At 60.5% G+C, this 25,415-nt stretch carries 19 protein-coding genes, 3 tRNA genes and 1 pseudogene; 4 read left to right on the top strand and 19 right to left on the bottom strand.

Going from position 1 to position 25,415, the window contains the following annotated elements:
* Window positions 1-31 precede the first annotated feature (31 nt).
* The 3 genes from HU742_RS03685 to ptsP are packed head-to-tail and all read right to left on the bottom strand — an operon-like array spanning window position 32 to window position 5,596.
* Window positions 32-1,777: a PTS fructose-like transporter subunit IIB gene (locus tag HU742_RS03685; protein ID WP_186643915.1), complete on the bottom strand. Its 1,746-nt coding sequence runs from the start codon at window positions 1,775-1,777 to the stop codon at window positions 32-34.
* Window positions 1,778-1,790: 13 nt separating this feature from the next.
* A complete protein-coding gene (pfkB, locus tag HU742_RS03680) occupies window positions 1,791-2,732 on the bottom strand; it encodes a 1-phosphofructokinase (protein ID WP_186643917.1) in 942 nt (313 codons plus the stop codon).
* Window positions 2,732-5,596: a phosphoenolpyruvate--protein phosphotransferase gene (ptsP, locus tag HU742_RS03675; protein WP_186639552.1), complete on the bottom strand. Its 2,865-nt coding sequence runs from the start codon at window positions 5,594-5,596 to the stop codon at window positions 2,732-2,734. Before ptsP ends, pfkB begins: the two co-directional genes overlap by 1 nt.
* Window positions 5,597-5,886: 290 nt before the next feature.
* Between ptsP and cra the strand changes: the two genes are divergently transcribed.
* Complete coding sequence (gene cra, locus HU742_RS03670) at window positions 5,887-6,882, top strand: catabolite repressor/activator (protein WP_186639550.1); 996 nt, start codon at window positions 5,887-5,889, stop codon at window positions 6,880-6,882.
* A 20-nt stretch (window positions 6,883-6,902) separates the two neighbouring features.
* Entirely contained in the window at window positions 6,903-7,679 is a 777-nt protein-coding gene (locus tag HU742_RS03665) for a TatD family hydrolase (RefSeq protein ID WP_186643919.1), read from the top strand.
* Window positions 7,680-7,695: 16 nt separating this feature from the next.
* On the opposite strand, the gene HU742_RS27000 is transcribed toward HU742_RS03665, so the two are convergent.
* From HU742_RS27000 to HU742_RS03645, 4 genes are all read right to left on the bottom strand, one after another.
* Window positions 7,696-8,400: a methyl-accepting chemotaxis protein gene (locus HU742_RS27000; protein WP_437179889.1), complete on the bottom strand. Its 705-nt coding sequence runs from the start codon at window positions 8,398-8,400 to the stop codon at window positions 7,696-7,698.
* A 1,516-nt stretch (window positions 8,401-9,916) separates the two neighbouring features.
* Complete coding sequence (ampE, locus tag HU742_RS03655) at window positions 9,917-10,753, bottom strand: regulatory signaling modulator protein AmpE (RefSeq protein WP_186643923.1); 837 nt, start codon at window positions 10,751-10,753, stop codon at window positions 9,917-9,919.
* Window positions 10,750-11,310 (bottom strand): 1,6-anhydro-N-acetylmuramyl-L-alanine amidase AmpD, encoded by a 561-nt coding sequence (gene ampD, locus HU742_RS03650; protein ID WP_186643925.1) that lies wholly within the window; start codon window positions 11,308-11,310, stop codon window positions 10,750-10,752. Before ampD ends, ampE begins: the two co-directional genes overlap by 4 nt.
* A gap of 64 nt (window positions 11,311-11,374) precedes the next feature.
* Window positions 11,375-13,585, bottom strand: coding sequence for a DUF1631 domain-containing protein (locus HU742_RS03645; RefSeq protein WP_186639542.1), 2,211 nt, complete (start codon window positions 13,583-13,585; stop codon window positions 11,375-11,377).
* Between the two features lie 234 nt (window positions 13,586-13,819).
* Between HU742_RS03645 and nadC the strand changes: the two genes are divergently transcribed.
* Window positions 13,820-14,668 carry a carboxylating nicotinate-nucleotide diphosphorylase gene (gene nadC / locus HU742_RS03640; protein WP_186639540.1) on the top strand — a complete coding sequence of 283 codons (849 nt, stop codon included), beginning with the start codon at window positions 13,820-13,822 and terminating at the stop codon, window positions 14,666-14,668.
* A 168-nt stretch (window positions 14,669-14,836) separates the two neighbouring features.
* Here nadC and HU742_RS03635 read toward each other — a convergent pair whose 3' ends face one another.
* Window positions 14,837-15,142 carry a DUF6388 family protein gene (locus HU742_RS03635; RefSeq protein ID WP_186639538.1) on the bottom strand — a complete coding sequence of 102 codons (306 nt, stop codon included), beginning with the start codon at window positions 15,140-15,142 and terminating at the stop codon, window positions 14,837-14,839.
* 297 nt (window positions 15,143-15,439) lie between these two features.
* Here HU742_RS03635 and HU742_RS03630 point away from each other — a divergent pair.
* Window positions 15,440-15,628, top strand: a pseudogene (locus HU742_RS03630) (type II toxin-antitoxin system HicB family antitoxin); the annotation flags it as partial.
* Between the two features lie 28 nt (window positions 15,629-15,656).
* Here the strand turns inward: HU742_RS03630 and HU742_RS03625 are convergent.
* The 11 genes from HU742_RS03625 to secG form a co-directional block, all read right to left on the bottom strand.
* Window positions 15,657-15,732 (bottom strand) — tRNA-Thr (locus HU742_RS03625).
* Window positions 15,733-15,858: 126 nt separating this feature from the next.
* Entirely contained in the window at window positions 15,859-17,964 is a 2,106-nt protein-coding gene (pnp, locus tag HU742_RS03620) for a polyribonucleotide nucleotidyltransferase (RefSeq protein ID WP_186639536.1), read from the bottom strand.
* A gap of 194 nt (window positions 17,965-18,158) precedes the next feature.
* Entirely contained in the window at window positions 18,159-18,428 is a 270-nt protein-coding gene (rpsO, locus tag HU742_RS03615; protein WP_003177875.1) for a 30S ribosomal protein S15, read from the bottom strand.
* 144 nt (window positions 18,429-18,572) lie between these two features.
* On the bottom strand, window positions 18,573-19,490 hold the full coding sequence (gene truB, locus HU742_RS03610; RefSeq protein ID WP_186639534.1) for a tRNA pseudouridine(55) synthase TruB: 918 nt from the start codon (window positions 19,488-19,490) through the stop codon (window positions 18,573-18,575).
* A 3-nt stretch (window positions 19,491-19,493) separates the two neighbouring features.
* Window positions 19,494-19,895 (bottom strand): 30S ribosome-binding factor RbfA, encoded by a 402-nt coding sequence (gene rbfA / locus HU742_RS03605; protein WP_186612165.1) that lies wholly within the window; start codon window positions 19,893-19,895, stop codon window positions 19,494-19,496.
* Window positions 19,896-20,054: 159 nt separating this feature from the next.
* A complete protein-coding gene (gene infB / locus HU742_RS03600; RefSeq protein ID WP_186639532.1) occupies window positions 20,055-22,583 on the bottom strand; it encodes a translation initiation factor IF-2 in 2,529 nt (842 codons plus the stop codon).
* A 27-nt stretch (window positions 22,584-22,610) separates the two neighbouring features.
* Window positions 22,611-24,092: a transcription termination factor NusA gene (nusA, locus tag HU742_RS03595; protein ID WP_047229054.1), complete on the bottom strand. Its 1,482-nt coding sequence runs from the start codon at window positions 24,090-24,092 to the stop codon at window positions 22,611-22,613.
* A gap of 59 nt (window positions 24,093-24,151) precedes the next feature.
* Window positions 24,152-24,610 (bottom strand): ribosome maturation factor RimP, encoded by a 459-nt coding sequence (gene rimP / locus HU742_RS03590; protein ID WP_186643927.1) that lies wholly within the window; start codon window positions 24,608-24,610, stop codon window positions 24,152-24,154.
* Window positions 24,611-24,749: 139 nt separating this feature from the next.
* Window positions 24,750-24,826, bottom strand: a tRNA-Met gene (locus HU742_RS03585).
* Window positions 24,827-24,923: 97 nt separating this feature from the next.
* Window positions 24,924-25,009, bottom strand: a tRNA-Leu gene (locus HU742_RS03580).
* A 21-nt stretch (window positions 25,010-25,030) separates the two neighbouring features.
* Window positions 25,031-25,414 (bottom strand): preprotein translocase subunit SecG, encoded by a 384-nt coding sequence (gene secG / locus HU742_RS03575; RefSeq protein WP_025211789.1) that lies wholly within the window; start codon window positions 25,412-25,414, stop codon window positions 25,031-25,033.
* Window position 25,415 lies beyond the last annotated feature (1 nt).

The following is a 25,415-nucleotide window of genomic DNA, read 5'->3' as shown; positions in this document are numbered from 1 at the left end:
TTGCCCGCCCGCCCCCACGCGGATAGTTGGTTCAGGCCTTGGCCGGCTCCATCGCCATCTCTACCACTTCCGGCCGCTTGAGCAGCGCGTACGCCACCGCCGTCACCAGACTGCCCGCGACGATCGCCAGCAAGTACAGCAACGCATGGTTGATGGCGTTGGGGATCAGCATCACGAACAACCCGCCGTGGGGCGCCATGAGCTTGCAGCCGAAATACATCGACAGCGCACCGGTCAACGCGCCACCGGCGATGCTGGCCGGGATCACTCGCAACGGATCCTTGGCGGCGAACGGAATCGCCCCTTCGGAAATGAAGCACAGCCCCAGCACCAACGCCGCTTTACCAGCCTCGCGCTCGGTCTTGGCGAACTTGCGGCGGGCGATGAACGTGGCGATGCCCAGGCCAATTGGCGGCACCATGCCGGCGGCCATGGTCGCGGCCATCGGTGCGTAACTTTGCGACGCCAGCAACCCCACCGAAAACGCATAGGCAGCCTTATTGATCGGCCCGCCAAGGTCGACGCACATCATCGCCCCCAGCAGCACGCCCAAGAGGATCGCGTTGGTGGTGCCCATGCTGTCGAGGAAGTGGGTCAGGCCTTCAAGCATGCCCGCCACCGGTTTGCCGACGATGTAAATCATCACCAGGCCGGTGAACAGGCTCGCCAGCAACGGAATGATCAGGATCGGCTTGAGCGCTTCCAGGCTCTGGGGCAGGCGCGCGTAGCGGTTGATCGCCTTGGCCGCATAACCAGCCAGGAAGCCGGCAATGATCCCGCCAATGAAGCCAGCGCCGAGGGTGCTTGCGAGCATCCCGCCGATCATCCCTGGCGCCAGGCCCGGCCGGTCGGCAATGGAATAGGCAATGTAGCCCGCCAGCAGCGGCACCATCAGTTTGAACGCGGTGTCGCCGCCGATCTGCATCAGCGCCGCCGCGAGGCTACCTGGTTCCTTGAAGGCCTCGATGCCGAACACGAACGACAAGGCGATCATCAAGCCACCGGCCACTACCATCGGCAGCATGAACGACACGCCGGTCAGCAGGTGTTTGTAGACACCGCTTTTTTCCGCCTTCGCCGGCCCCCCGGAGGCGCCACTCGCAGCGGTTTCCTGTTGGGCTTCGGCCAAGGCTTTTTGCAACGTGGCTTCGGCCTGTTTCAAGGCGATACCGGTGCCGCAGCGGTAGATTCTCTTGCCGGCGAAGCGCTCGGTGGCGACTTCGATATCGGTGGCCAGCAGCACCACGTCAGCCTCGGCAATCGCCTGGGAGCTGAGGGGATTGCGCGCACCCACCGAGCCTTGGGTTTCCACTTGCAGGTCGTAGCCCAATCGGGCGGCGGCCTGCTGCAAGGCTTCGGCGGCCATGAAAGTGTGAGCAACGCCGGTCGGGCAAGCGGTGATCGCCACCAGGCGTGGGGCGCGCTCCGTCGACGCCGGCGGTTCCTCGGCGAGCAAGTCGGCTTCGGCCAGCACCCGGGCCTCTTCGGCGCCGCGCCGCAGCACCGCATCAACGTCTTGCAAAGCCACGGCCGGGGTGCTGCGGAACACGCGCTTGCCAACGAACCGCGACAAGTCCACCGGGCCGCTGGCGACCAGCAACACCCACTCGGCTGCTTCAAGCGTGGCGGCTGACAATTGACGCTCCGGATGGGCGGCGTCATGGACTTCGACGCTGGTGCTCCAGCCGTGGCGCTGGGCTGCCGCATCCAGCAGGCGGGCGCACAACACACTGGTAACCATGCCGTTCGGGCAGGCCGTCACAATGGCTAATTTCATCTTGCGAACCCTCTTATTGTTCTGTCAGGGGGCGCACGCGCACGCCCTGTTCAAGCGACGCCAGCAACGCGGTGTCGTGGATGCCAAAACCGATCTGGGTGACCGCCATGGCGGCGATGGCCGTGGCAGTGCGCAGGGTCTGCTCCGGGGTGTCGGCGCTGAGCAATCCATGCAGCATTCCGGCGAGCAACGAATCCCCGGCGCCCACGGTGCTGGCGACGCTGACCTTGGGCGGCGAGGCGTGCAGCGCCGCGCCGACACTGAACCAGTTGACCCCGTCAGCGCCGTGGGAAATCACCACGTGCTCAATGCCCTGGGCATGCAGCCGCTCGGCCGCTTGGGCTTGAGCCAACTCCGTGACCACCTCGCAGCCCAGCGCATCGGCCAGCTCCTCGGTGTTCGGCTTGATCAGCCAAGGCCCAGCCGCCAAGGCCACGCGCAAGGCCTCGCCACTGGTGTCGAGGGCCACATTCAGGCCGAGTCGTTTCAAGCGCGTAATCAGCGCCTGCAACCATTGCGGGCTGACGCCACGGGGCAAGCTGCCCGCCACGACCACCACATCGTGGCCGGGGGCGATTTGCGCCAGTCGCGTCAACAACGCTTGCTGCGCGGCTTCATCGACCACCGGCCCCGGGCCGTTGAGATCGGTGATGCGCCCGTCCCGCTCGGCCAGCTTGATGTTGCTGCGGGTTTCGCCAGGGACGCGGATAAAGGCATCGACAAAGCCCCGCTGGGCGAACAGCGTCTCGAACACCTGGGCGTTGTCCTGGCCGAGAAAGCCGCTGACCGTCAGGGTGTGGCCGAGATCGGCCAACACCTGGGCCACGTTCACACCCTTGCCGGCGGCGTGGGCGTGCATGGCGTCGCTGCGGTTGACCTGGCCCGGTTCCAGGCGCGCCAACTCCACCGTGAGGTCGAGCGCCGGGTTGAGGGTCAGGGTAAGAATCTTCGCCATTACAGCGCCTCCACTAATGCGCGCACGTCATCGGCGCTGCCCACGGCTAATGCCTCTTGGGCCAGGGTTTGTACTTGCGCCAGGCTCAGCTCGCGAACCCGCGCCTTCACCTCGGCAATGCTGCGGGCCGAAACGCTCAGTTCGTCCACGCCCAGGCCCACCAGCACCGGCACCGCCAGCGGGTCCGCGGCCAGCTCGCCGCATACGCCCACCCATTTGCCGTGGGCATGGGCGGCCCGCACGGTGATGTCGATCAATTGCAGCACCGCCGGATGCAAGCCATCGGCCTGGGCCGACAAGGTCGGGTGACCGCGGTCGATCGCCAGCGTGTACTGGGTCAGGTCGTTGGTGCCGACACTGAAGAAATCGACTTCCTTGGCAAGCACCGGCGCCAGCAGCGCGGCGGACGGCACTTCGATCATGATCCCCAGTTGCAAGTCCGCCACGGGAATTTCCAGGCGCAGGCGCTCGGTCATGTCCCGGGCCTGGCGCCATTCATCGACGCTGCCGACCATGGGGAACATGATCCGCAGCGGACGGTTGTCCGCCGAACGCAGCAACGCGCGCAACTGCGCTTCCATGATGTGCGGGCGCTGCAAGGTCAGGCGTATGCCGCGCACGCCGAGGAAGGGGTTTTCTTCTTTCGCGATGGGCCAGTACGGCAGCGGCTTGTCACCGCCCACGTCGAGGGTACGTACCACCAGCGGCCGACCGGCGAGGCCGTCGAGCACCTTGCGGTATTCGGCTTCCTGGGTCGCTTCGTCCGGGGCCTCGTTGTGGGCCATGAAAATCAGTTCGGTGCGCAACAGGCCAATGCCTTCGGCGCCCTGCTCCACCGCGCTGGTGACGCCGGCGCTTTCGCCGATGTTGGCAAACACCTCCACCGCGTGACCGTCACGGGTCACCGCCGGCTGATGCCGCTGCTCGGCGGCAACCTTGAGGCGCTGCTCGCGGGTGTCGCGTTCTTCCTTGGCCCGCTGCAACGTGGCGGCATTCGGGTCGACGTGCAGGCGACCGCGCTGACCGTCCAGCAGCAAGGAGGTGCCCGGCGCCAGCAACAACACCGCGGCCCCAGCGCCCACCAGCGCCGGGATGCCCAACGCACGGGCGACAATCGCGCTATGGGCAGTGGCGCCGCCACGGGCGGTGAGAATCCCCGCCACGCGGGCCGGGTCCAGGCGAGCCACATCGGACGGGCCGACCTCGTCCATCACCAGGATGTAGGGTTGTTCGGGTTCCGGCGGCGTCTCGAGTCCGCACAGTTGCGCCAGAACACGACGGCCAACGTCGCGCAAATCGGCCGCACGCTCGGCAAGCAACGCATCCTGCAAGGCTTCCTGCTCTTTCGCCGCGGCTTCGATCACGCCCATCCACGCCGCTTGCGCGCTCTCACCGAGCTTCAAGCGGGTGTCGACTTCGTCGGTCAGTTCCGGGTCGTCGAGCATTTCCTGGTGAGTGATGAAGATCTCGCGGATGGCCTTGGCCTTCGCGCGTTCGATCAAGCCTTCGATGTCGCGGCGAACCTGGCTCAAGGCTTTTTGCAGCCGTTCGCGCTCGATGGCCGGTGACTCGCCGCGCAGCGGGTAGTCGATGTCTTGCAACACTTGAATATGAGCCGGGCCGATGGCGATACCCGGTGCGGCGGCGACAGCCTGGATCAAGCTCCCGGGTTCCGGCGCGAGCATCACGCTGGCGATTTCAGCCATGGGCGTCTCTCGCGGCGCGCTCGGAGGCGGCAGCGGCTCGACCTCTTCACCCAGGCCTTCTTCGATGGCTGCCAGCAGCGCCGGCAACGCATCGGCGGCAATGCTCGGCTCGGCGATGAATTCCAGGACCTGGCCGCGACGGGCGCCCAGACTCAGCAATTTGCTCAGGCTCTTGGCCGACACGGCGCTGTCCTGGCCGTCGACGATGCGCACACGGATCTCGCCTTCGAAGCTTTTCGCCAACTGCGCGAGAATTTTCGCCGGACGCGCGTGCAACCCGTGGGCATTGGCCAGGCCGATGCGTGCGCTGGGCCAGTCGGCGGGCAACTCGCCGCCGAGCACTTCCAGGACCTTGCGGCTGCTGGTGGCACGGCCCAGTTCATGGCCACGACCTTCGATCAGCAAAGCGCAGAGTCTTTCCAGCAAGGCCTGGTGGGCCTCGCCGAGGCTGGCCAGGCAGAACAATCCACTCAGGGGCTGGCCGAGGTAGCGGATCGGTTTGTCCGGCGTGACGAAGGCCAGGCCCGGACGCTTGACGGTCTGTTCGCTGTGCAACCACCACAGGCCGTCGCCCAATGGCAGCGCCTCGACCTGCTGCAACACACCGGCAAAACCGTTGCTCACGCAATCGGCCTGGCGCAACAGGCGAGCGCCACGCCACACCAGTTCTTCGAAATCGTCGGCCGACACGCCAAGACCGATCATTTGCGCGTCCAGCGCCAGTTCCTGCGGCGCACCTTGCAAGAGCTTCAACAAGGCTTCGGCGGAGCCGGCGCGGCGCAAAGCCTGGCCCAGGTCGGTCTCGCCGAGGGCGCGGGTCAACAGTTGCAGCAGGCGCAGGTGTTCATCGGATTTGGCCGCAATGCCAATGGCCAGGTAAACGATCTGACCGTCACCCCAATCCACGCCCTCGGGAAATTGCAGCAAGCGCACGCCAGTCGAATACACCAGGTCGCGGGTTTGCGGGGTACCGTGGGGGATTGCAATACCTTGGCCAAGAAAGGTCGAGCCCTGGGCCTCGCGGGCCTGCAACCCGGCAAGATAGCCCTCGGCTACCAAGCCATCGGCCACCAGTTTGTCAGCGAGCAATTGCAGCGCGGCGTCTTTATCCACAGCCACCTGGGCCATGGATATCTGCTCTAGAGTGAGCTCGAGCATGCTTTCTCCTTTTTGGCGTCCGGTTGGCGCCAGGTATTGTTTTGAATGAATCAGCTTAGCGTTGCAGGACAGCTTTTGGCGGTATCGCGGCAGTGCGGCCAAAAATCCTGAGAGCCTTGAAAATACGCTTGCTGAAACGTTTAATCTAGAAAGATTGGCACGTTACTCGATAATCTCTCATCCTTGAAGTGCAACTTGTCGAAACGGCTCGCAGGATGACCATTGCTGGGAATCGGGTAGGATGAGCCTTCATTGTCGGGACACACTCGAAAAAACAAGGAAAAACCGGGTTGAAACTCAGTGATATCGCCCAGCTTGCCGGTGTGTCCGTGACCACCGCCAGCTACGTCATCAACGGCAAGGCCGAACAGCAACGCATCAGCAACGCGACCGTCGAACGGGTGCGGGCGGTGGTCGAGGAACACGGCTTCACGCCCAACCCCCAGGCCGCCGGGCTGCGCAGCCGGCATACCCGCACCTTGGGTTTCATCCTGCCGGACCTGGAAAACCCCAGTTACGCGCGCATCGCCAAGCTGTTGGAACAAGGCGCCCGCGCCCGAGGCTATCAGCTCTTGATCGCCAGCTCCGACGACGCGCCCGACAGCGAGCGACAACTGTTGCAGCTGTTCCGCGCACGGCGCTGCGATGCGTTGATCGTCGCCAGTTGCCTGCCCGCCGAAGACGACAGTTATCGCCAGTTGCAGGCCAAGGGCATCCCTATCATCGCCATCGACCGGGTGATGGAACCCACGCATTTCTGCTCGGTAATCAGCGATGACCGCCAGGCCAGCCTGCAACTGACCCGCAGCCTGCTCGAGACCCACCCACAGCAGATCGCGTTGATCAGCGCACGTCCCGAACTGAGCGTCAGCCAGGAGCGGACCGCCGGTTTTCGCGAGGCGCTTGCCGGGTTCGACGGCCAGGTGTTGATCGAGCATGGCGAGTCCTTCAGTCGGGAATGCGGCCGACAGCTTATGGACGAAATGCTCGCGCGCCTGGGACATTTGCCCGACGCGTTGATCACCACCTCCTACGTGCTGCTCCAAGGAGTGTTCGACGCCCTGCATGACTTCCCGCTCAAGTCGCGGCCGCTGCGCCTGGGCACGTTTGGCGATACGCAACTGTTGGATTTCCTGCCGCTGCCGGTCAACGCCATGTCCCAACAACACCAACTGATCGCTGAAAAAGCCCTGGCGCTGGCGCTGGCAGCTATCGAAAACAATGACTATCAACCCGGTGTACAGGCGATTGCCCGTACATTCAAGCAGCGTATCCACCAAGGCTGAAGGCTCCCGCGGATCGAAGCATGGAACTGATCGACACTCACACTCACCTGGACTTCCCCGATTTCGATGCGGATCGTCCGGCGCTGCTGGCCGAAAGCCGCGCCTTGGGTGTCCGGCAAATGGTGGTGCTGGGGGTGTATCGGGACAACTGGCAGCGGGTCTGGGACCTGGTGCAAAGCGACTCGGACTTGTACGCCGCGCTGGGCCTGCATCCGGTTTACCTTGACCAGCATCGCCACGAGGATTTAGCCCTGTTACGCCAGTGGCTGAGCCGCCTGGTCGGGCATCGGCAGTTGTGTGCGGTGGGGGAAATCGGCTTGGACTATTACGTCCAAACCCTGGACCGTGATCGCCAGCAAGCACTGTTCGAAGCGCAACTGGAACTGGCCGTGGAGTTTCAACTGCCGGCGCTGATCCATGTGCGCCGCAGTCACGCCGCCGTGATCGCCACGCTTAAACGTATCTGTCCCGAGCGGGCCGGCATCATCCACGCTTTCGCCGGCAGCTTCGAAGAGGCTCGCGAGTACATCAAGCTCGGTTTCAAGCTCGGTCTCGGCGGCGCCGCCACCTGGCCCCAGGCCCTGCGCATGCACCGGGTGCTGCCAAGGCTGCCGCTCGAAGCGGTGGTGCTGGAAACCGACTCACCAGACATGGCGCCGGCGATGTTCCCCGGCCAGCGCAACAGCCCGGCGCATTTGCCAGCGATTTGCGAGGCGCTGGCGGGGATCATGAATATCAGCCCTGAGCGACTGGCCGAGGCCAGCACGGCTAACGCCTGCCAACTGTTCAACTGGTAGACGCACTACCTAGGTTTCACACCCGAAACGCATTGATCAACTGCTTGAGCTGCACCACCTGGGCGGACAGTTCGCGGCTGGCGTCTTCAGTCTGGTGCGCGCCCTCGGCGGTGCGTTCGCCGGCGCGGTTGATTTCGACGATGTTCTGGTCGATGTCGTGGGCCACGGCTGTTTGCTGTTCCACGGCAGCGGCGATCTGCTGGTTCTGGTCGACGATCATGCCGACCGCGCCGAGGATATTTTCCAACGCCTGCTGGACCTTTTCCGACTGACTGACGGTGCCGCTGGCCATCTCGTGACTGGTGCCCATCGCTTTTACCGCTGCGCCCACGCCACCGTGAAGACGGCTGATCATTGCTTCGATTTCTTCGGTCGATTGCTGGGTCCGCTTGGCCAGGGTTCGCACTTCATCGGCCACCACTGCGAAGCCGCGCCCTTGCTCTCCGGCCCGGGCCGCTTCGATAGCGGCGTTGAGCGCCAACAGGTTGGTCTGCTCGGCAATGCTTTTGATCACGTCCAGCACACGGCTGATGGCCTGGCTGTCGGTCGCCAGCTGATTGATGACCTGCACCGACTGATCGATCTCATTGGCCAACCGGGCGATGCTGCCTTGCTGGGACTCCACCAGGCCGCGCCCGCTGAGGGTTTCGTCGTTGACGCTGTGAGCGCTGCTGACCGCCGCGGCGGCGCTGCGGGCAACTTCCTGGGCGGTGGCAGACATCTGGTTCATCGCCGTGGCGACCAGCTCGATCTGGCTGCGCTGCCCGGCAACGGCCTGATTGCTCTGGGCCGATACCGCTTCCACCTGCCCGGCCTGACGTTCAACCTCGGCAACGGTGCGGCCGACTTGTTCGATCAGGTCATGGATCTTCGCCACCGTGCCGTTGAACACTTCACCCAGCTCGCCCAGTTCGTCTTTGCTGCGGGCCACGAAGTTGACCGTCATGTCGCCGGCTGCGACCTTGTCCATCATCGCGCCCAGATGTTTGAGGGTGGTGCGCGTCGAGGCGTAGAAGCCGGCATACAGATAAAAAATCGATAGGAAGACGGCCGCCAATGCCGCGGCTTGCAGCACCATGTGGCTGCGGTTCTGCTCCAGGCGATGCTGCAACTGCACATCGAGAAAGCCCAGCGTTGCTTCATTCAACCGATAGGTCTGTTCCATCAAGCCGCTGACCTGCTCAAAAAAAGCCGGCCAAGGCGCATCCAGCGTGTCCGCCATCACCACCTGTTCTTCGATCAGTTCGGCGGCCTGTTTGAGCGTGCTTTTGCTGCCGCCGGCCTGATCGACCAGCGTCTGCCGAGCCGCCTGGCTGGAGCCCAGGGCATCCTGCAGTTTCAGGTCATATTCGCCCTGGAGTTTTTCGATCTGCACCAGCAACTCGTCGAACCGGGTGCTCGACGCCGAATTGAGAAAACCCTGCCCCAAGGACGAAGCACCCAACGCGCGACCTTCACCCAGAATTTGAGTGACCTTGGGCGTTACGCCGATAATCAGATCGCTGAGCTGGCGAATGTCGCCCTGGTTGTCCCTGCTCAAGCCCGCCTGACTGGCGATGATCTGGCCAAACATCTGCGCGTTATTGAGCAATTTACCGATCAAGGCACTTTTGCTTTGCAGAGAGCTTTCGGCCTGCTGGACCTTGAAGGCAGCGATCATTTCGTCGCGCTTGGCATCGAAGGCGCTGACGTGCTCTGGCTCCACGGCCATGGCGTTCATGCTTTGCAGGCGCGAGAGCACCTGTTGCTCAAGGGCGGTGATTTTCGCTTCCACGTCGCCGGCCTTGCCCGACTGGCCCAAGCTGGCGTTGATTTGCACCAGGTTGTTCAGCGTCTCCAGGTCTCGACGCAAGGTCAGGCTGCTGCCCAGCAGGTCGAGGCTTTGCAGCTCCACTTGCGTGCCCTGAAACTCCCGATAGGAGTCGCGCACCAGAAAGAAGTTGGTCACCAGCATCGGCAGCAGGAACAGCACGCTGATCAAGCTGAACTTCATGCCGAAGCTCAGGCGATTCATCAGGGCAACGGCGGGCCAGAGCAAACTCTTCACAAGGAAGTCTCCCGGTAGCTTTTTATTTTTATGGGGCACGCACGCAGAAGCAGCAGAAAGCCACTACGCGGGCGCTGCGTCTGTATAGCCTAAATCGCCAGGGAGATTTGTAACTTAAGGTTAACGAGAGGGCTGAAAGCGGTCTGTTGTGGCGAGGGATTTATCCCCTCGCCACGGAAAACAGGCTCGTCTACGCCAACACCGTCCACAACGCAAAGCCGGCATACCAGAGCACCGCAGCGCGCAGCAACAGTTCCCAGAGCCGATCCAGGCTGTTGATGCCGTCCGGGCCGGCGACTGGTTTCGGAATCTCGCCCGCCACCAGTCCAACCTTGTCGATAAGGTCGGCGGCGCTGATGTTCCAGTTGAGCAATTCGTGCAGCATGACGCGGCTGACCGCCACGAAGTTGCCCACCAGGGCGAAACTCGCCGCCAGCAACCGGACCGGCATCCAGTCGAAGGCATGGCGCAGTTGCGCCGCCCGCTCGGCCACCCCGGGGTTGTGGCTGTGGTCGGCGGCCAGCGCCAGCAATCGATAGCTCAGCGCAGCCACGGGGCCGAGCAGGAAGTACCAGAAAATGACCGCGAAAAAACTCTGGTAAGCCTCCCACAGCAAATGACCTTGGACCCGTTCCAGCAACTGCTCGCCGTCGTCGGCGTCGATGCCCAGGTCTCGCTTGGCGACATGAGTGGCCGCTTGCAGGTCTTCCCGACGCCAGGCATCGCGAAACGGACCCAGGTCAGCCAACAGGTCGCCGCGCCCCAGACTGTAGATCACCACCAACAGATGCACCGGCAATGCCAGCAACCCATAGGCCACCGGCTCCAACACCCATAGCAACAGTGCCAGCAGCGCCACTGGCAGCAGGACCATGACCACCAGCACCAACCAGGGCCGGTTGACCCAGCGAGGGCTCGCCTCCAGCTTGTTCAGCTCGCCCAGCCAGCCGCCATCACGCTGGACCCGCTGGCGCAAGGCCGAGAACTTCTCGATCCAGACCGCCAGCAGCAACACCAGAAAACTCATTGTCCTTCCCCTTCTATCAGGGCCGCGCGATAGCGCGCCCAGTCGAATGCCGGTCCCGGATCGGTCTTGCGCCCCGGAGCGATGTCGCTGTGCCCGCAGATTCGTGGCACGGTGATCGCCTTGAACGCCGCCTGCAACTGCCGGGTCAGATCCACCAGCGCGGCATACTGTGCGTCGGTAAACGGCAGATCATCGGTGCCTTCAAGTTCGATGCCAATGGAAAAATCGTTACACGTCTCTCGCCCTTCGAAGCATGAAACGCCCGCATGCCAGGCACGATCCAGGCAGGAGACAAATTGGCTGATGACGCCGTCACGTTCAATCAGGAAATGCGCCGAGACGCGCAGCGCTGCGATACCGGCAAAATAGGGATGTTCCGTGACATCCAAGCGATTCTGGAAAAACTCCTGCACCTTCCCCGTCGCGAACTGTGCCGGCGGCAAGCTGATGTTGTGGATCACCAGCAGGGAGATTTCGCCCTCGGGGCGCGCATTGAAATTAGGCGATGGGCAATGACGCGCGCCATCGCACCAACCGCTTGCGGGGTCCAGCTGCATACAGGTTCCTTCGATGACGACAGTGAATGCCGCCAGTATGCCGCGATCGACCTCGGCTGCGCGATCACTTGCCGCGATTGAGCTGGCGCAGATTGCCCAGAACCGATTCCAGCGCCCGGTCGAACAGCAGGGTATCGTCCAACAGCCGCGCCGCCCCACGGCGGAATTCCAAGGCCAGGCTAGTGCGGCTGTGCTCCAGGACCTTGAGGCCGGTGCGGTTGACGAAGACAAACTTGCCGGTAGCCTGGATGATCGCCGCAAGCTTGCAACGAAGGCTGTTGTCTTCGTCCTCTTGGAATTCGACCCAGCTCCCCAGGCGCAATTGGTCGACCTGGAGCAGGCCTACATCGTCGGCCGGCAGACGAACAGTCGTCTCCTCCATGGGCGTTTTCGGCGCAGTCCGCAGGACGATAGGCTCCGCCACCTCGACCATGACCGGCGAATCGGCCGGTTCAGCCTGCTCGGATGCCTGACCCATCCGCTGGAGGGCCTGGACGTGAAGCACTTCCAGCTCGCTGAAAAATTCGCTGGTGGCGAACGGATCGAACGCCGAGCGGCTCAAGCCCTCGCGCAAGGCCTTGAGCAATTCCGGCACCATCGCCAGCAAACGCAGGCCCGCGTCGGACTCTTCGTGGTGCTGGACACTCCAGACCAATTGTTCGAGCGTCAGCACGTCTGCCTTCCATTCAACTGAATGCTCGCCATGCTTGAAGCCGGTCAGCAGCAACACCTGGCTCCAGGCTTGCTGCACAAAGTCCACCACGGCCTGGGGCAAGAGCTTGCCCAGCATGACCTGGTTCAGCGCGCCTTCGACTCGCTGGCGCGCCAGTTCGGCCTTTGCCCGCCCTTCTTCAGCGTCTCGAATGCGTTGCTCCAACAACTCACAGCGACGACGCTCGTCGCTGGTGAACGCCAGGAACTCGGCCAGCACCTCGGAAAAAATCGCCGGGTCGTCGACAAAATCGTTCAACAAACGCTGCACCACTTGCTCGATGCGCAGATACAGGGCGTCACGCTGATGATCGTCGCAATCGCCCCAGCCCATCGCCGCCGCGGCGATTTCATTGAGCAGCCGGCGGGCCGGATGGTTACCACGACTGAAGAAACTCTTGTCCTGTACCGCGACCTTAAGCATCGGAATCTGCAGTCGGCCGATCAAGGCCTTGAGGATATCCGGCAAGTTATGGTCTTCGAGAATGAACTCGAACATCATCGCGATCAGATTGATCACGTCTTCGTCGGCGCCGTCAACGACCCGGGATCTGCCGCTCTTGACGCTGACCCGGGTCAGCAACTGTTCCAACTGGCTGCGCAGGTCGAATTCATCCTGGACCGTGGGCGACGGCACATATTGCTGCAGATGAGACAACAGTCGCAGCAGGTCTCGTGTCGAGATTGGCTGGGCCGGCGCGCTGGCCTCCAGGGTTGGCGCGACACTGCCGCGCACCTGGACCAGCAGCTTCTGCAACGCGGCGAACACTTCGTGCACGCTGTCATCGACGTCGTCGATCCTTGGCCTTGTCGCGCCAGCGGCCTTGGGTCGAGAGACCTCTTCGACGCGATCCGAGGCCCGACGCGACGGAGAGGCCTTGAGATCCGGCAAGATGCCCGTGGCAGCCAGCAACTGATTGGCTTCGGCGTAGAGCTGGTCGCATTCGCTAAGCACATAGCGTTCGAAGAGCTTGAGCAGGATCAACTTGACCTTGATCCCCACGCCCAGGTTGCGCCCGGCCTGAAGAAAATGCTCGCACAGCAATGCCGGGCTCAAGGGGTTCTGCTGGTTGGTCAACGGCCGGGCCAACAACGCACTGAGACGGGCGGTGAGTTGATCGAGCGAAACGCCATCGCGACTGAGCACCCGCGCGACCATGGTTTCGACCGCCAGGCGACGCTCCAGCTCGTCATGGTTTGGCTGGCTGGAGATTGCACCCAGCACGGGAGCCAGTGTCGCCTGGGTAAGGTCGTATTGGGCGAGGCTGACGAACGCCTCGAAAAACTGCTCGATGAATTCGCGCTCGATACTTTTGCGTTTGAGCCGCAAGTCGCGCATGGCCTCGAAATAGAGATTCTGCTCGACATCGTTGCGCGCCCGATCGGCCATTTCGAACAACGTGTCGTCGGCGTTATCGAACAACCCTTGCAAGCCAACGCGCAACTGTTGGGCCGCCTTGTCGCGAACCTGAAGCAGAATCACAGGCAGGCGGGCGAGCGGCGAACGAGTCGCCTGATCGCTAGGCACCTTGTGCAAAGGCACCACATTTCCGTCGTTATGCATCCTGGCCTCCTGAAACGGCATTCTTCGGTTCGCGACGTCAAAGTCATGACGTCAATCGAAAGGCGGATTATCGGGTAAAAGACATCAGTCACACCAGCGGCGCTCTGTGACCAAGCTCAAATAGATCGCAATAAGTGACCGGCAAAAGGGGGAAATGTTGCGCGGACGCGACCAAATACAAGCCAATCAGTCCCAAGTAGATATAATCGGGCCACTTTGTTTGTGGAGCCCGCTATGCCGAATCTACGTCTCGCCGACCTGACCGCCGAAATCGAAGCCAATGTGCGCCGCGCGTTGCTCGAAGACATCGGCAGTGGCGACATCACCGCGCAACTGATCCCCACCGAACGCCTGGCCAAGGCCACCATCATCACTCGAGATGCCGCGATCATCAGTGGCACGGCCTGGGTCGATGCGGTGTTTCGGCAACTGGACGCCCGCGTCGCGGTGCACTGGCAAGTCCGCGACGGCGACCGGGTGAACCCTGACGAGGCACTGTTCCACCTCGAGGGCCCGGCCCGTTCGTTGCTGACCGGTGAACGTAGCGCGCTGAATTTTTTGCAGCTGCTATCGGGCGTCGCCACTCGGGCCCGTTACCTGGCGGATTTCGTCGCCGACACACAGGTCAAGCTGCTCGATACCCGCAAAACGCTTCCAGGGCTGCGGCTGGCCCAGAAATATGCGGTCACCTGCGGTGGTTGCCATAACCACCGCATCGGCCTCTACGACGCCTTCCTGATCAAGGAAAATCATATCGCCGCCTGCGGTGGAATCGCGCAGGCCATCAACGCCGCCCACAAGATCGCGCCGGGCAAACCGGTCGAAATCGAAGTCGAAAGCCTGGCGGAACTGAAAGAGGCGCTGGCGGCCGGGGCCGACATCATCATGCTCGATGAACTGAGCCTGGACGATATGCGCGAAGCCGTGCGCCTGAACGGCGGCAAGGCGAAACTGGAAGCCAGCGGCGGGATCAACGAAAACACGTTGCGCCCGATTGCCGAGACCGGCGTGGACTACATCTCCATTGGCGCGATGACCAAGGACGTGAAAGCGGTGGATCTGTCGATGCGCTTGAGCCTCTGACAGGCTGAGGCCAGGCAATCAGAAACGAAGAGGGTCCGTGGCGAGGGAGCTTGCTCCCGCTGGGCCGGGCTGGCGCTCCAGCGCGAAGCGGCCCCCTCTTTTGGGGCTGCTGCGCAGCCCAGCGGGAGCAAGCTCCCGCGCCACAGTGTTACTCTTGCCGCGTTTTTTTCAGACCACCAGATTGTTCATCTCGCAGTACTCATCCCATTCCACACCCAGCACCTCGGCCGCTTCCTTGTGCAATGCAAGGCGCTGCAGCTCGAATTCTTCAGGTGTGCTGGTGTACTTGAGCGTCAGCTCCCAGGGTTGCAGTCCCTGGGCTTCGGCCTCGTCTTCGAATGCCCATTGGATCTGATCTTTCTGATCGTCGGCGGACAAGTCCTTGATCTCTTCCAGCAACTGGGGCGCATCCAGCACGTACTTCTTCAGCGCTGCTTCGTGCCTGGCTTCCTGGGTCAATTCTTTAACAGTCATGGCGTTCTCGTTGATCTGGGGAATGGAAGATGGATCTGGATCATCAAGGATCTCTCTGACGCAAAAAACCGTGTGAAGCCCGGTTTATCTGGCCTTCAGAACCATTCGGGGATCATCTGAAAACAAAGGTGTTTGCATTTTTGGGACAAGGGAATCCTAACAGAGACGCAAGCCAGTGCAACAAGCGGAATCAAATGGAGGAGCGAGGTATGTGCGCGGTTACAGTTTCTCGGTTCCATGCACAGGGATTCACCCCGTATAAATATCCACGACTTCAGCAGTGAGGGTCGAGACTCAATGAGCAGCCAATTGCAATACAAGGGCTATGTCGGCTCAATTGAAACAAGCACCCAAGACAAATGCCTGTTCGGAAAGCTCTTATTCATCAGGGCGCTGGTGAGTTACGAAGGACAAACGGTGGCCGAATTGGAAGCGGCTTTTCGCGAGGCGGTAGATGACTATCTGCAAACCTGTCCGCAGCTCGGGTAGAAGTCGGAAGTCCCTTGGAAGAATCTGGTGCCCGAGACAGGAATCGAACCTGCGACCTTCGCGTTACGAGTGCGCTGCTCTACCGACTGAGCTACACGGGCGGTGGCTAAACCTAGCATCGTCCCCCGTGGCCAGGCAACCCGCGACACAGGGATTTTCACCACACAGCAAAACGCCCCGAACCAGTCGGGGCGTTTGCTTGTTTCAGCGGCTAAGCGAGGGGGTGATTAAACGCCCGATGCCTTGGCTGCTGCGACGTCCTTGATGGACAGCTTGATACGGCCGCGGTTGTCCACGTCCAGTACCAGCACTTCCACTTCCTGGCCTTCCTTGAGGATATCGGTCACTTTCTCGACGCGAGCATCGCTCAGCATGGAGATGTGAACCAGGCCGTCCTTGCCCGGCAGGATGTTGACGAACGCGCCGAAGTCGACGATGCGCTCAACCTTGCCGATGTAGATCTTGCCGATCTCGGCTTCCGCGGTAATGCCCAGGACGCGCTGGCGTGCTGCTTCTGCCGCTTCCTTGGTTTCGCCAAAGATCTTGATCGAACCGTCGTCTTCGATGTCGATCGAAGCCTTGGTTTCTTCGCAGATCGCACGGATGGTCGCGCCGCCTTTACCGATGACATCACGGATTTTGTCGGTGTCGATTTTCATCGCGATCATGGTCGGAGCATTTTCCGACAGCTCGGTACGGGACTGACCGATGATCTGGTTCATCTGGCCGAGGATGTTCAGGCGCGCTTCCAGGGCTTGGCCCAGGGCGATTTCCATGATCTCTTCGGTGATGCCCTTGATCTTGATGTCCATCTGCAGTGCGGTGACGCCCTTGGCGGTACCGGCCACTTTGAAGTCCATGTCGCCCAGGTGGTCTTCGTCACCCAGGATGTCGGTCAGGACAGCGAATTTCTCGCCTTCTTTAACCAGACCCATGGCGATACCGGCAACCGGCGCCTTCATCGGCACACCGGCGTCCATCAGGGCCAGGGAAGCGCCGCAGACCGAAGCCATCGAGCTCGAACCGTTGGACTCGGTGATTTCCGAAACCACGCGAATGGTGTACGGGAACACGTCGGCAGCAGGCAGCATTGCGGCAATCGAACGACGGGCCAGACGGCCGTGACCGATTTCGCGACGACCAGCGCCACCCATGCGACCACACTCACCGACCGAGAACGGAGGGAAGTTGTAGTGCAGCATGAACGGGTCTTTTTTCTCGCCTTCCAGAGTGTCCAGCAGTTGCGCGTCACGGGCGGTGCCCAGAGTTGCAACAACCAGCGCCTGGGTTTCGCCACGGGTGAACAGAGCCGAACCGTGGGTCTTAGGCAGAACACCGACTTCGATGTTCAGCGGACGTACAGTCTTGGTGTCGCGACCGTCGATACGTGGCTTGCCGTTGACGATGTTTTCGCGAACGGTGCGGTATTCGATTTCACCGAATGCAGCTTTGACGTCGCTAGCCGATGGCTGGCCTTCTTCGCCGGAGAACTTGGCAACGACCTGGTCTTTCAACTCACCCAGGCGCGCATAACGGTCGGCCTTGATGGTGATGGTGTAGGCCTGGGAGATCGCGTCGCCGAACTCGGCACGGATAGCGCCCAGCAGAGCGGTGGCTTCTGGCTGTGGAGCCCAGGTCCAGGTTGGCTTGGCAGCTTCAGCGGCCAGTTCTTTAACGGCGTTGATCACCACCTGGAACTCGTCGTGAGCAAACAGTACTGCGCCCAACATCTGGTCTTCGGTCAGCTCTTTGGCTTCCGATTCAACCATCAGAACGGCTTCCGAAGTACCGGCCACGACCATGTCCAGGCTCGAAGCTTTCTGTTGTTCGTAAGTCGGGTTCAGCAGGTAGCCGGTGCTTTCGTGGAACGCGACGCGGGCAGCGCCGATCGGGCCATCGAAAGGAATGCCGGAGATGGCCAGGGCGGCCGAGGTACCGATCATCGCAGCGATGTCCGGATCGGTTTTCTTGCTGGTGGAAACGACGGTGCAGACAACCTGCACTTCGTTCATGAAGCCTTCAGGGAAAAGCGGACGGATCGGACGGTCGATCAGTCGGGAAGTCAGGGTTTCTTTCTCGGAAGGACGGCCTTCGCGCTTGAAGAAACCACCAGGGATCTTACCGGCAGCGTAAGTCTTTTCCTGGTAATGAACAGACAGCGGGAAGAAGCCCTTGCCTGGATCGGCTTGCTTGGCACCGACAACGGTCACCAATACGCTGACGTCGTCGTCAACGGTGACCAGCACTGCGCCGGAGGCCTGACGGGCGATACGGCCAGTCTCGAGGGTAACGGTCGACTGACCGAATTGGAATTTTTTGATTACCGGGTTCACGGTGTCCTACCTTCTTTGTGGCTCTTGGGGAACTTGTCTTCTTGCGAAATTCTTGGGCAATGGCGGGAGTCGGCCCGACGCCTGTCCAGGGTAAAACGTGTATCCAGATAAAACTTGAGGCTGGGAGCCTGCCATGCGCCAGCGGGAAACCCACTGACGTACGACAGACCACCAACCTCTAGCGCAATCGCTGATTAGCGACGCAGACCCAGGCGACCGATCAAAGTCTGATAACGACCCAGATCCTTGCCTTTCAGGTAGTCCAGCAGCTTGCGACGCTGGTTTACCATGCGGATCAGACCACGACGGGAGTGGTGATCTTTACCGTTGGCCTTGAAGTGACCTTGCAGTTTGTTGATGTTGTGGGTCAGCAGTGCAACTTGCACTTCTGGCGAACCAGTGTCACCAACAGCTTGCTGGTAGTCAGCTACGATTTGAGCTTTTTCTTGAACGTCGAGAGCCATGAGGCAATCCTTTTTAGTCAGGAAGCTGTTCCAAGGAAACAGCTTCAACAGGCCAGGGACAAATCCCTGTATCTATAAATGAGTAGTGACCGTGCCTGTTAACAGCCACACTCGCCAACCTGTTGTTACGCAGGCTGGTTCCGGTCATTCCGACCGAATCAGTCGACGCGGCGCAATGCGCCCGTCTTCGCTCACTTCACCGATACCGATGAAGCGACCGTTGTGATCCTGCACCCGGACCATACCGAACTTCGGCGCATCCGGGGCACGTACTGGCTGGCCATTGAGCCAGTAGAACGCGCTGTGTTCGGAAAACTGCAGCAGTGGCCAGTCGAGCAAGCCGCTGTCCGATGGCATCAGGAAACGGTCAACCGCTTCGTTGCCGCCGTCGGCATGCACCGCTTCCAGCTCTTCCAGCGTGACCGTCTGGGCCAGGGTGAAAGGCCCGGCCTGGGTCCGTCGCAATTCTGCCACGTACGCGCCACAGCCGAGCTGCTCACCAATATCCTCCACCAGGGTGCGGATATAGGTGCCTTTGCTGCAATCCACGGCAAGCCGCGCAGTATCACCGTCAAAGGCCAGCAATTCCAAGCGCGCAATAGTAACAGAACGCGGTTCACGCTCCACTACTTCGCCTGCGCGAGCTAGCTTGTACAGTGGCTGGCCATCACGCTTGAGAGCAGAGTACATCGGCGGTATCTGACTGATTTTTCCGCGAAAAGCTGGCAACACAGCTTCCACATCAGCCTGACCAACGGTCACCGGGCGCTCCAGCAAAACCTCACCTTCAGCGTCCGCCGTGGTGGTGGTCTTGCCTAACTGGGCGACGGTTTCATAACCCTTATCGGAATCGAGCAGATATTGGGAAAACTTGGTCGCCTCGCCGAAGCACAGCGGCAGCACGCCGGTGGCGAGTGGATCGAGACTCCCGGTGTGCCCGGCCTTCTCGGCATTGAGCAGCCAGCGAACCTTCTGCAACGCCGCGTTGGAGGTAAACCCCAACGGTTTGTCGAGCAAAATGATACCGCTGACATTACGACGGATACGTTTGACCTGAGCCACCGTTTACTCCTTGGTGTCTTCGGGTTCAGACGCCGCCGGGTGCTGGCTGTCTTCAGCCACGGCGCGCTCGATCAGGGCCGACAGATGCGCACCCCGCACGACGCTCTCGTCGTAGTGGAAGTGCAGCTGTGGAACGCTGCGCAGTTTCATTTCCCGAGCCAGTTGCATGCGCAGGAAACCAGCGGCCGAGTTGAGCACCTTGATGCTCTGGGCGATTTCTTCCGCACTGTCCTGGCCCATCACGGTGATGAAAATCTTCGCGTGACCAACGTCACGGCTGACTTCCACTGCGGTAATGGTGACCAGGCCGACACGCGGATCCTTGACTTCGCGGCGGATCAGTTGGGCCAGCTCACGCTGCATCTGATCGCCGATTCGTTGGGTACGGCTGTATTCTTTTGCCATGTCTTGTTACCTGTTACTGCCCCACGGTCAAACCCGTGAGGTCTGAAAGCGGCAAACGCCCGGCCTGGCAAAAGCCAGACCGGGCGTTGCGTTTAGAGTCCGCCAGCCAGGCAGCGCATGTTCATGCGGCTGCCCGGTGCGGCTCTTGAAGTGCGCGAGTCAGAGGCTGCGAGCAACCTGGACCTTCTCGAAGACTTCGATCTTGTCGCCGACCTTGACGTCGTTGTAGCTCTTGACGCCAATACCGCATTCCATGCCGGCACGTACTTCGGAAGCGTCATCCTTGAAGCGGCGCAGGGATTCCAGCTCGCCTTCGAAGATTACGATGTCTTCACGCAGTACACGGATTGGACGGTTACGGTGAACGACACCTTCGATCACCATGCAACCGGCGATGGCACCGAACTTCGGCGAACGGAACACGTCGCGAACTTCGGCGGTACCCAGGATGTTCTCGCGAACATCGCTGCCCAGCATACCGGTAAGGGCTTTCTTGACGTCTTCGATGATGTCGTAGATCACGTTGTAGTAACGCATATCCAGACCTTCCTGCTCGACGATCTTGCGAGCGCCAGCATCGGCACGCACGTTGAAGCCAAACAGTACAGCGCTGGAGGCCAGTGCCAGGTTGGCGTCGGACTCGGTGATACCACCGACACCGCCACCGACCACACGCACTTGCACTTCGTCGTTACCCAGGCCGTTCAAGGCACCGTTCAACGCTTCCAGCGAACCACGGACATCGGATTTGAGGACGATGTTAAGCGTCTTCTTCTCTGCCTGGCCCATGTTCTCGAAAATATTCTCCAGCTTGCCGGCGTGAGCGCGAGCCAGTTTGACTTCGCGGAACTTGCCTTGACGGAACAGAGCCACTTCACGGGCTTTCTTCTCGTCAGCCACCACGCTCATCTCGTCGCCAGCATCCGGGGTACCGTCCAGGCCGAGGATCTCGACAGGGATGGAAGGACCGGCTTCCTTGATTGGCTTACCGTTCTCGTCGAGCATGGCACGTACACGGCCATAGTTCGAACCGACCAGCACCATGTCGCCTTGGCGCAAGGTACCGTCTTGAACCAGAACGGTAGCAACCGGACCACGACCTTTGTCGAGTCGCGATTCAACCACGACGCCTCGGCCAGGAGCCGAAGGAGTCGCTTTCAGTTCCAGAACTTCAGCTTGCAGCAGAACGGCTTCGAGCAACTCGTCCACACCAGTACCGACTTTCGCCGAAACCGATACGAACGGGGTGTCGCCGCCCCACTCTTCCGACGTCACGCCGTGAACCGACAGTTCGCTACGGATGCGATCGAGATCAGCGCCCGGCTTGTCGATTTTGTTCACTGCAACAACCAGTGGAACGCCGGCAGCCTTGGCGTGCTGGACCGCTTCAATGGTCTGTGGCATTACGCCGTCGTCCGCTGCAACGACCAGAATCACAATGTCAGTCGCCTTGGCACCACGAGCACGCATGGCGGTAAACGCGGCGTGACCCGGGGTATCGAGGAAAGTGACCATGCCGCGGTCAGTTTCAACGTGGTACGCACCGATGTGCTGGGTGATACCGCCGGCTTCGCCAGCAGCTACCTTGGCACGACGGATGTAGTCGAGCAGCGAAGTCTTACCATGGTCAACGTGGCCCATTACGGTCACGACTGGCGCACGGGAGAACGTCTCACCTTCAAACTTCAGGGACTCCGCCAGGGAGTCTTCCAGGGCGGTGTCGCTGACCAGGGTCACTTTGTGGCCCAGCTCTTCGGCTACCAGTTGAGCAGTTTCCTGATCAAGCACCTGGTTGATGGTCGCTGGAGTACCCAGTTTGAACATGAACTTGATGATTTCAGCAGCCTTGACCGACATCTGATTGGCGAGATCGCCAACAGTGATGGTCTCGCCGATCTGCACATCACGCACTACAGGGCCGGTAGGGCTCTGGAAACCGTGGGCGTTACGCTTCTTCAGCTTGGCCTTGCCGCGACCACCACGACGGAAGCCATCGCTTTCTTCGTCGGTAGTACGTGGGGCAACGCGTGGAGCAGGCGCTTTCTCTTTGACCGAGGCACGATGCGGAGCGTTTTTGCGCTCACCATCACCACTGCCACGACGACTGTTATCGTCGGCACGTGGTTTGTCCGGACGGCGTTGTTCGTTCTGCTTGTTGCGAACGTCAGCAGACGGTGCTGGAGCAGCGGCCACAACCGGTGCGCTTTCGCGTACTGGCTCGGCAACTACGGCAGGCGCTGCAACGGCGTCGTTAGTAACGGTTTGCCCAGCAGCAGGCTGGCGACGCGCTTCTTCTTCGGCGCGACGCTTGGCTTCTTCTTCAGCCTTCTGACGTGCAGCGTTTTCTACTGCGCGACGCTCTTCCAGCTCGCGTTTACGCTCGGCTTCGATTTCTTCCGGGCTGCGCTGTACGAAGACTTTCTTCTTGCGTACTTCAACGCTGATGCTTTTGCTACCGGCAACACGCAGGGTGCTGGTGGTTTTACGCTGCAGAGTGATCTTGCGCGGTTCTTCCACTTTCGCCTTGTGACTGCTCTTCAAGTGAGTCAGCAGGGACTGCTTCTCACTGTCGGTCACATGTTCCTCGGCGGCGGTGTGCGGCAGACCTGCCTCACGCATCTGCTGCAACAGGCGCTCTACCGGTGTTTTGACCTCATCGGCCAGTTGTTTCACCGTGACTTGCGTCATGCACTTCTCTCCTCAGGCCGCGCCTAATTACTCGAACCAGTGGGCTCGGGCGGCCATGATCAACTTGCCGGCACGATCATCGTCAATGCCGTCGATGTCGAGCAGATCGTCAATAGACTGCTCGGCCAGGTCTTCGCGGGTAATTACGCCGCGCACCGCCAGTTCCATCGCCAAATCCTTGTCCATGCCCTCAAGCGAGAGCAGGTCTTCGGCCGGATGGGCGTCTGCCAGCTTTTCCTCAGTAGCGATGGCTTTGGTCAACAAACGATCCTTGGCCCGAGCGCGAAGCTCGTTGACGATGTCCTCGTCAAAGCCGTCGATGTTGAGCATTTCCTCCACCGGTACGTAGGCAATCTCTTCCAGGCTGGTAAAGCCTTCATCCACCAGCACCTGCGCCAGTTCTTCATCGACTTCAAGCTCTTCGATAAAGTTGCGCAGGATGTCGCCGGTTTCAGCTTGCTGCTTAGCCTGGATGTCCGATTCGGTCATCACGTTCAGTGTCCAGCCAGTCAATTGGCTAGCCAGACGCACGTTCTGACCACCGCGACCGATGGCCTGAGCGAGATTGTCTGCGCCAACGGCGATGTCCATGGCGTGGGCATCTTCGTCGACGATAATTGCCGCCACTTCAGCAGGCGACATGGCATTGATCACGAACTGAGCCGGGTTATCGTCCCACAGGACGATGTCCACACGCTCGCCGCCCAACTCGCCGGATACGGCCTGGACACGCGAACCACGCATGCCGATGCAGGCACCTTGCGGGTCGATGCGCTTGTCCTTGGAGCGGACCGCGATCTTGGCACGCGAACCCGGATCACGGGAGGCGGCCATGACTTCGATCAGGCCTTCAGCAATTTCAGGCACTTCGATACGGAACAACTCGATCAGCATTTCCGGCGCGGTACGCGACAGGATCAACTGCGGGCCCCGGTTCTCGGTGCGGATTTCCTTGAGCAGCGCACGCAAACGCACGCCAACCCGGAAAGTTTCGCGAGAGATGATGTCTTCACGAGCCAGCAATGCCTCGGCATTGTTGCCCAGATCGACGATCACGTTGTCGCGGGTCACTTTTTTCACGGTGCCGGAGATGATCTCCCCCAGGCGCTCGCGATAGGCATCAACGACTTGCGCGCGCTCGGCTTCGCGAACTTTCTGCACGATGACTTGCTTGGCAGTCTGCGCAGCGATGCGACCAAACTCGATGGATTCGATCTTTTCTTCGACAACATCACCTACCTTGGCGCCAGGATGCGTTTCAGCAACCTTGCTCGGCCAGGTTTCGATGGCCGGATCGTCCAGGTCGGCTTCTTCGACTACCGTCCAGCGACGGAATGTCTCATAGGCACCGGTGTGGCGATTGATCTCCACACGCAAATCAACTTCGTCCTCGAACCGCTTCTTGGTAGCAGTGGCCAAAGCCAGCTCAAGCGCTTCAAAAATAACGTTAGCCGGTACGCCCTTTTCATTGGATACCGACTCAACAACCAGCAGTACTTCTTTGCTCATCGTACGCCTCGCCTTTCGCAAGCCATTGGATCCGCGGGATCCGCAGTATCTGGCACGTATCAGTCAAAACTGGGAATGATGTTGGCCTTGTCGATCATATCGATCGGCAACAGGAACTCATGGTCTTCTACTTGCACCACGACGTCCTGCTCTTCTACACCGCGTAGAAGGCCTTGAAAGTTGCGTCGGCCTTCGAAAGGCGAGCGCAGCTTGATCTTCACTTGTTCACCGGCAAATTTTGCAAACTGCTCAATTGTGAACAGTGGGCGTTCCATGCCAGGCGAGGAAACTTCAAGGGTATATTCAACGGCGATCGGATCTTCGACATCCAATACGCCACTGATCTGACGGCTCACGATGGCGCAATCGTCCACCAACACACCGCCTTCCTTATCGATATAAACGCGCAACAGTGAGTGGCGACCTTGAGCCGAAAACTCAATACCCCAGCATTCATAGCCAAGGGCCACGACCACCGGGGCCAACAAGGCCTGCAACTGTTCTAGCTTGCTCGACACCTGAACCCCCTCGTGCATGTTTGTGCATGCTGTGCAAATAAAAAAAAATGGGCGAATCGCCCATCCCTGAAACGCCGTCGAACAGCGGCGTTGTAAAGTGTCCAGCTAACAAAAAGCCCCTTGGAAGGGGCCCTGAAACTGGTTGCGGGAGCCGGATTTGAACCGACGACCTTCGGGTTATGAGCCCGACGAGCTACCAGGCTGCTCCATCCCGCGACAAAGCTGGGGCGGAAGTATACGACTGATCCCTTACAGGGTCAATGTAACCCTTCCACCTACAAGAAAGCCCGCAATCGCGGGCTCTCCTGATAATTGGTACCGAGAAGGGGACTCGAACCCCTACACCCTATGGGCACAACCACCTCAAGGTTGCGTGTCTACCAATTCCACCACCTCGGCAATACAGCGTTTGAAACCTTCTTACTTCTGCTCTTGAGCTGGAGGCACGTCAGTCGCCGGATTGGCCGACTTTTGCTCTTGAAGCACCGGGACATCATCAGAAGCCGGTTGTTGCTTTGGCGCTTCCAACACCGCCGGGTTTGGCAAACCTACTTGAGTCAGCTCATGAGCTTTCTCTTTAGCAAAGTAACCTAACCCTAAGCTGGTTATGAAGAAACCGGCGGCAAGTATAGCAGTAAACTTACTAAGAAAGGTAGAGGAACCTTGGCTTCCGAATACAGTATTTGAAGCACCTGCACCGAAAGACGCACCAGCATCCGCACCTTTACCCTGCTGCAGCAATACGAGAGCGACTACACCCAGTGCGCCCAGCAGATGAAAAACGACTACGACTGTTTCCAGCATT

Source organism: Pseudomonas marvdashtae (assembly GCF_014268655.2).
Taxonomy (GTDB): Bacteria; Pseudomonadota; Gammaproteobacteria; order Pseudomonadales; family Pseudomonadaceae; genus Aquipseudomonas; species Aquipseudomonas marvdashtae.
The sequence above is the reverse complement of the archived record's forward strand: the minus strand, read 5'-3'. Positions and strand labels throughout refer to the sequence as shown.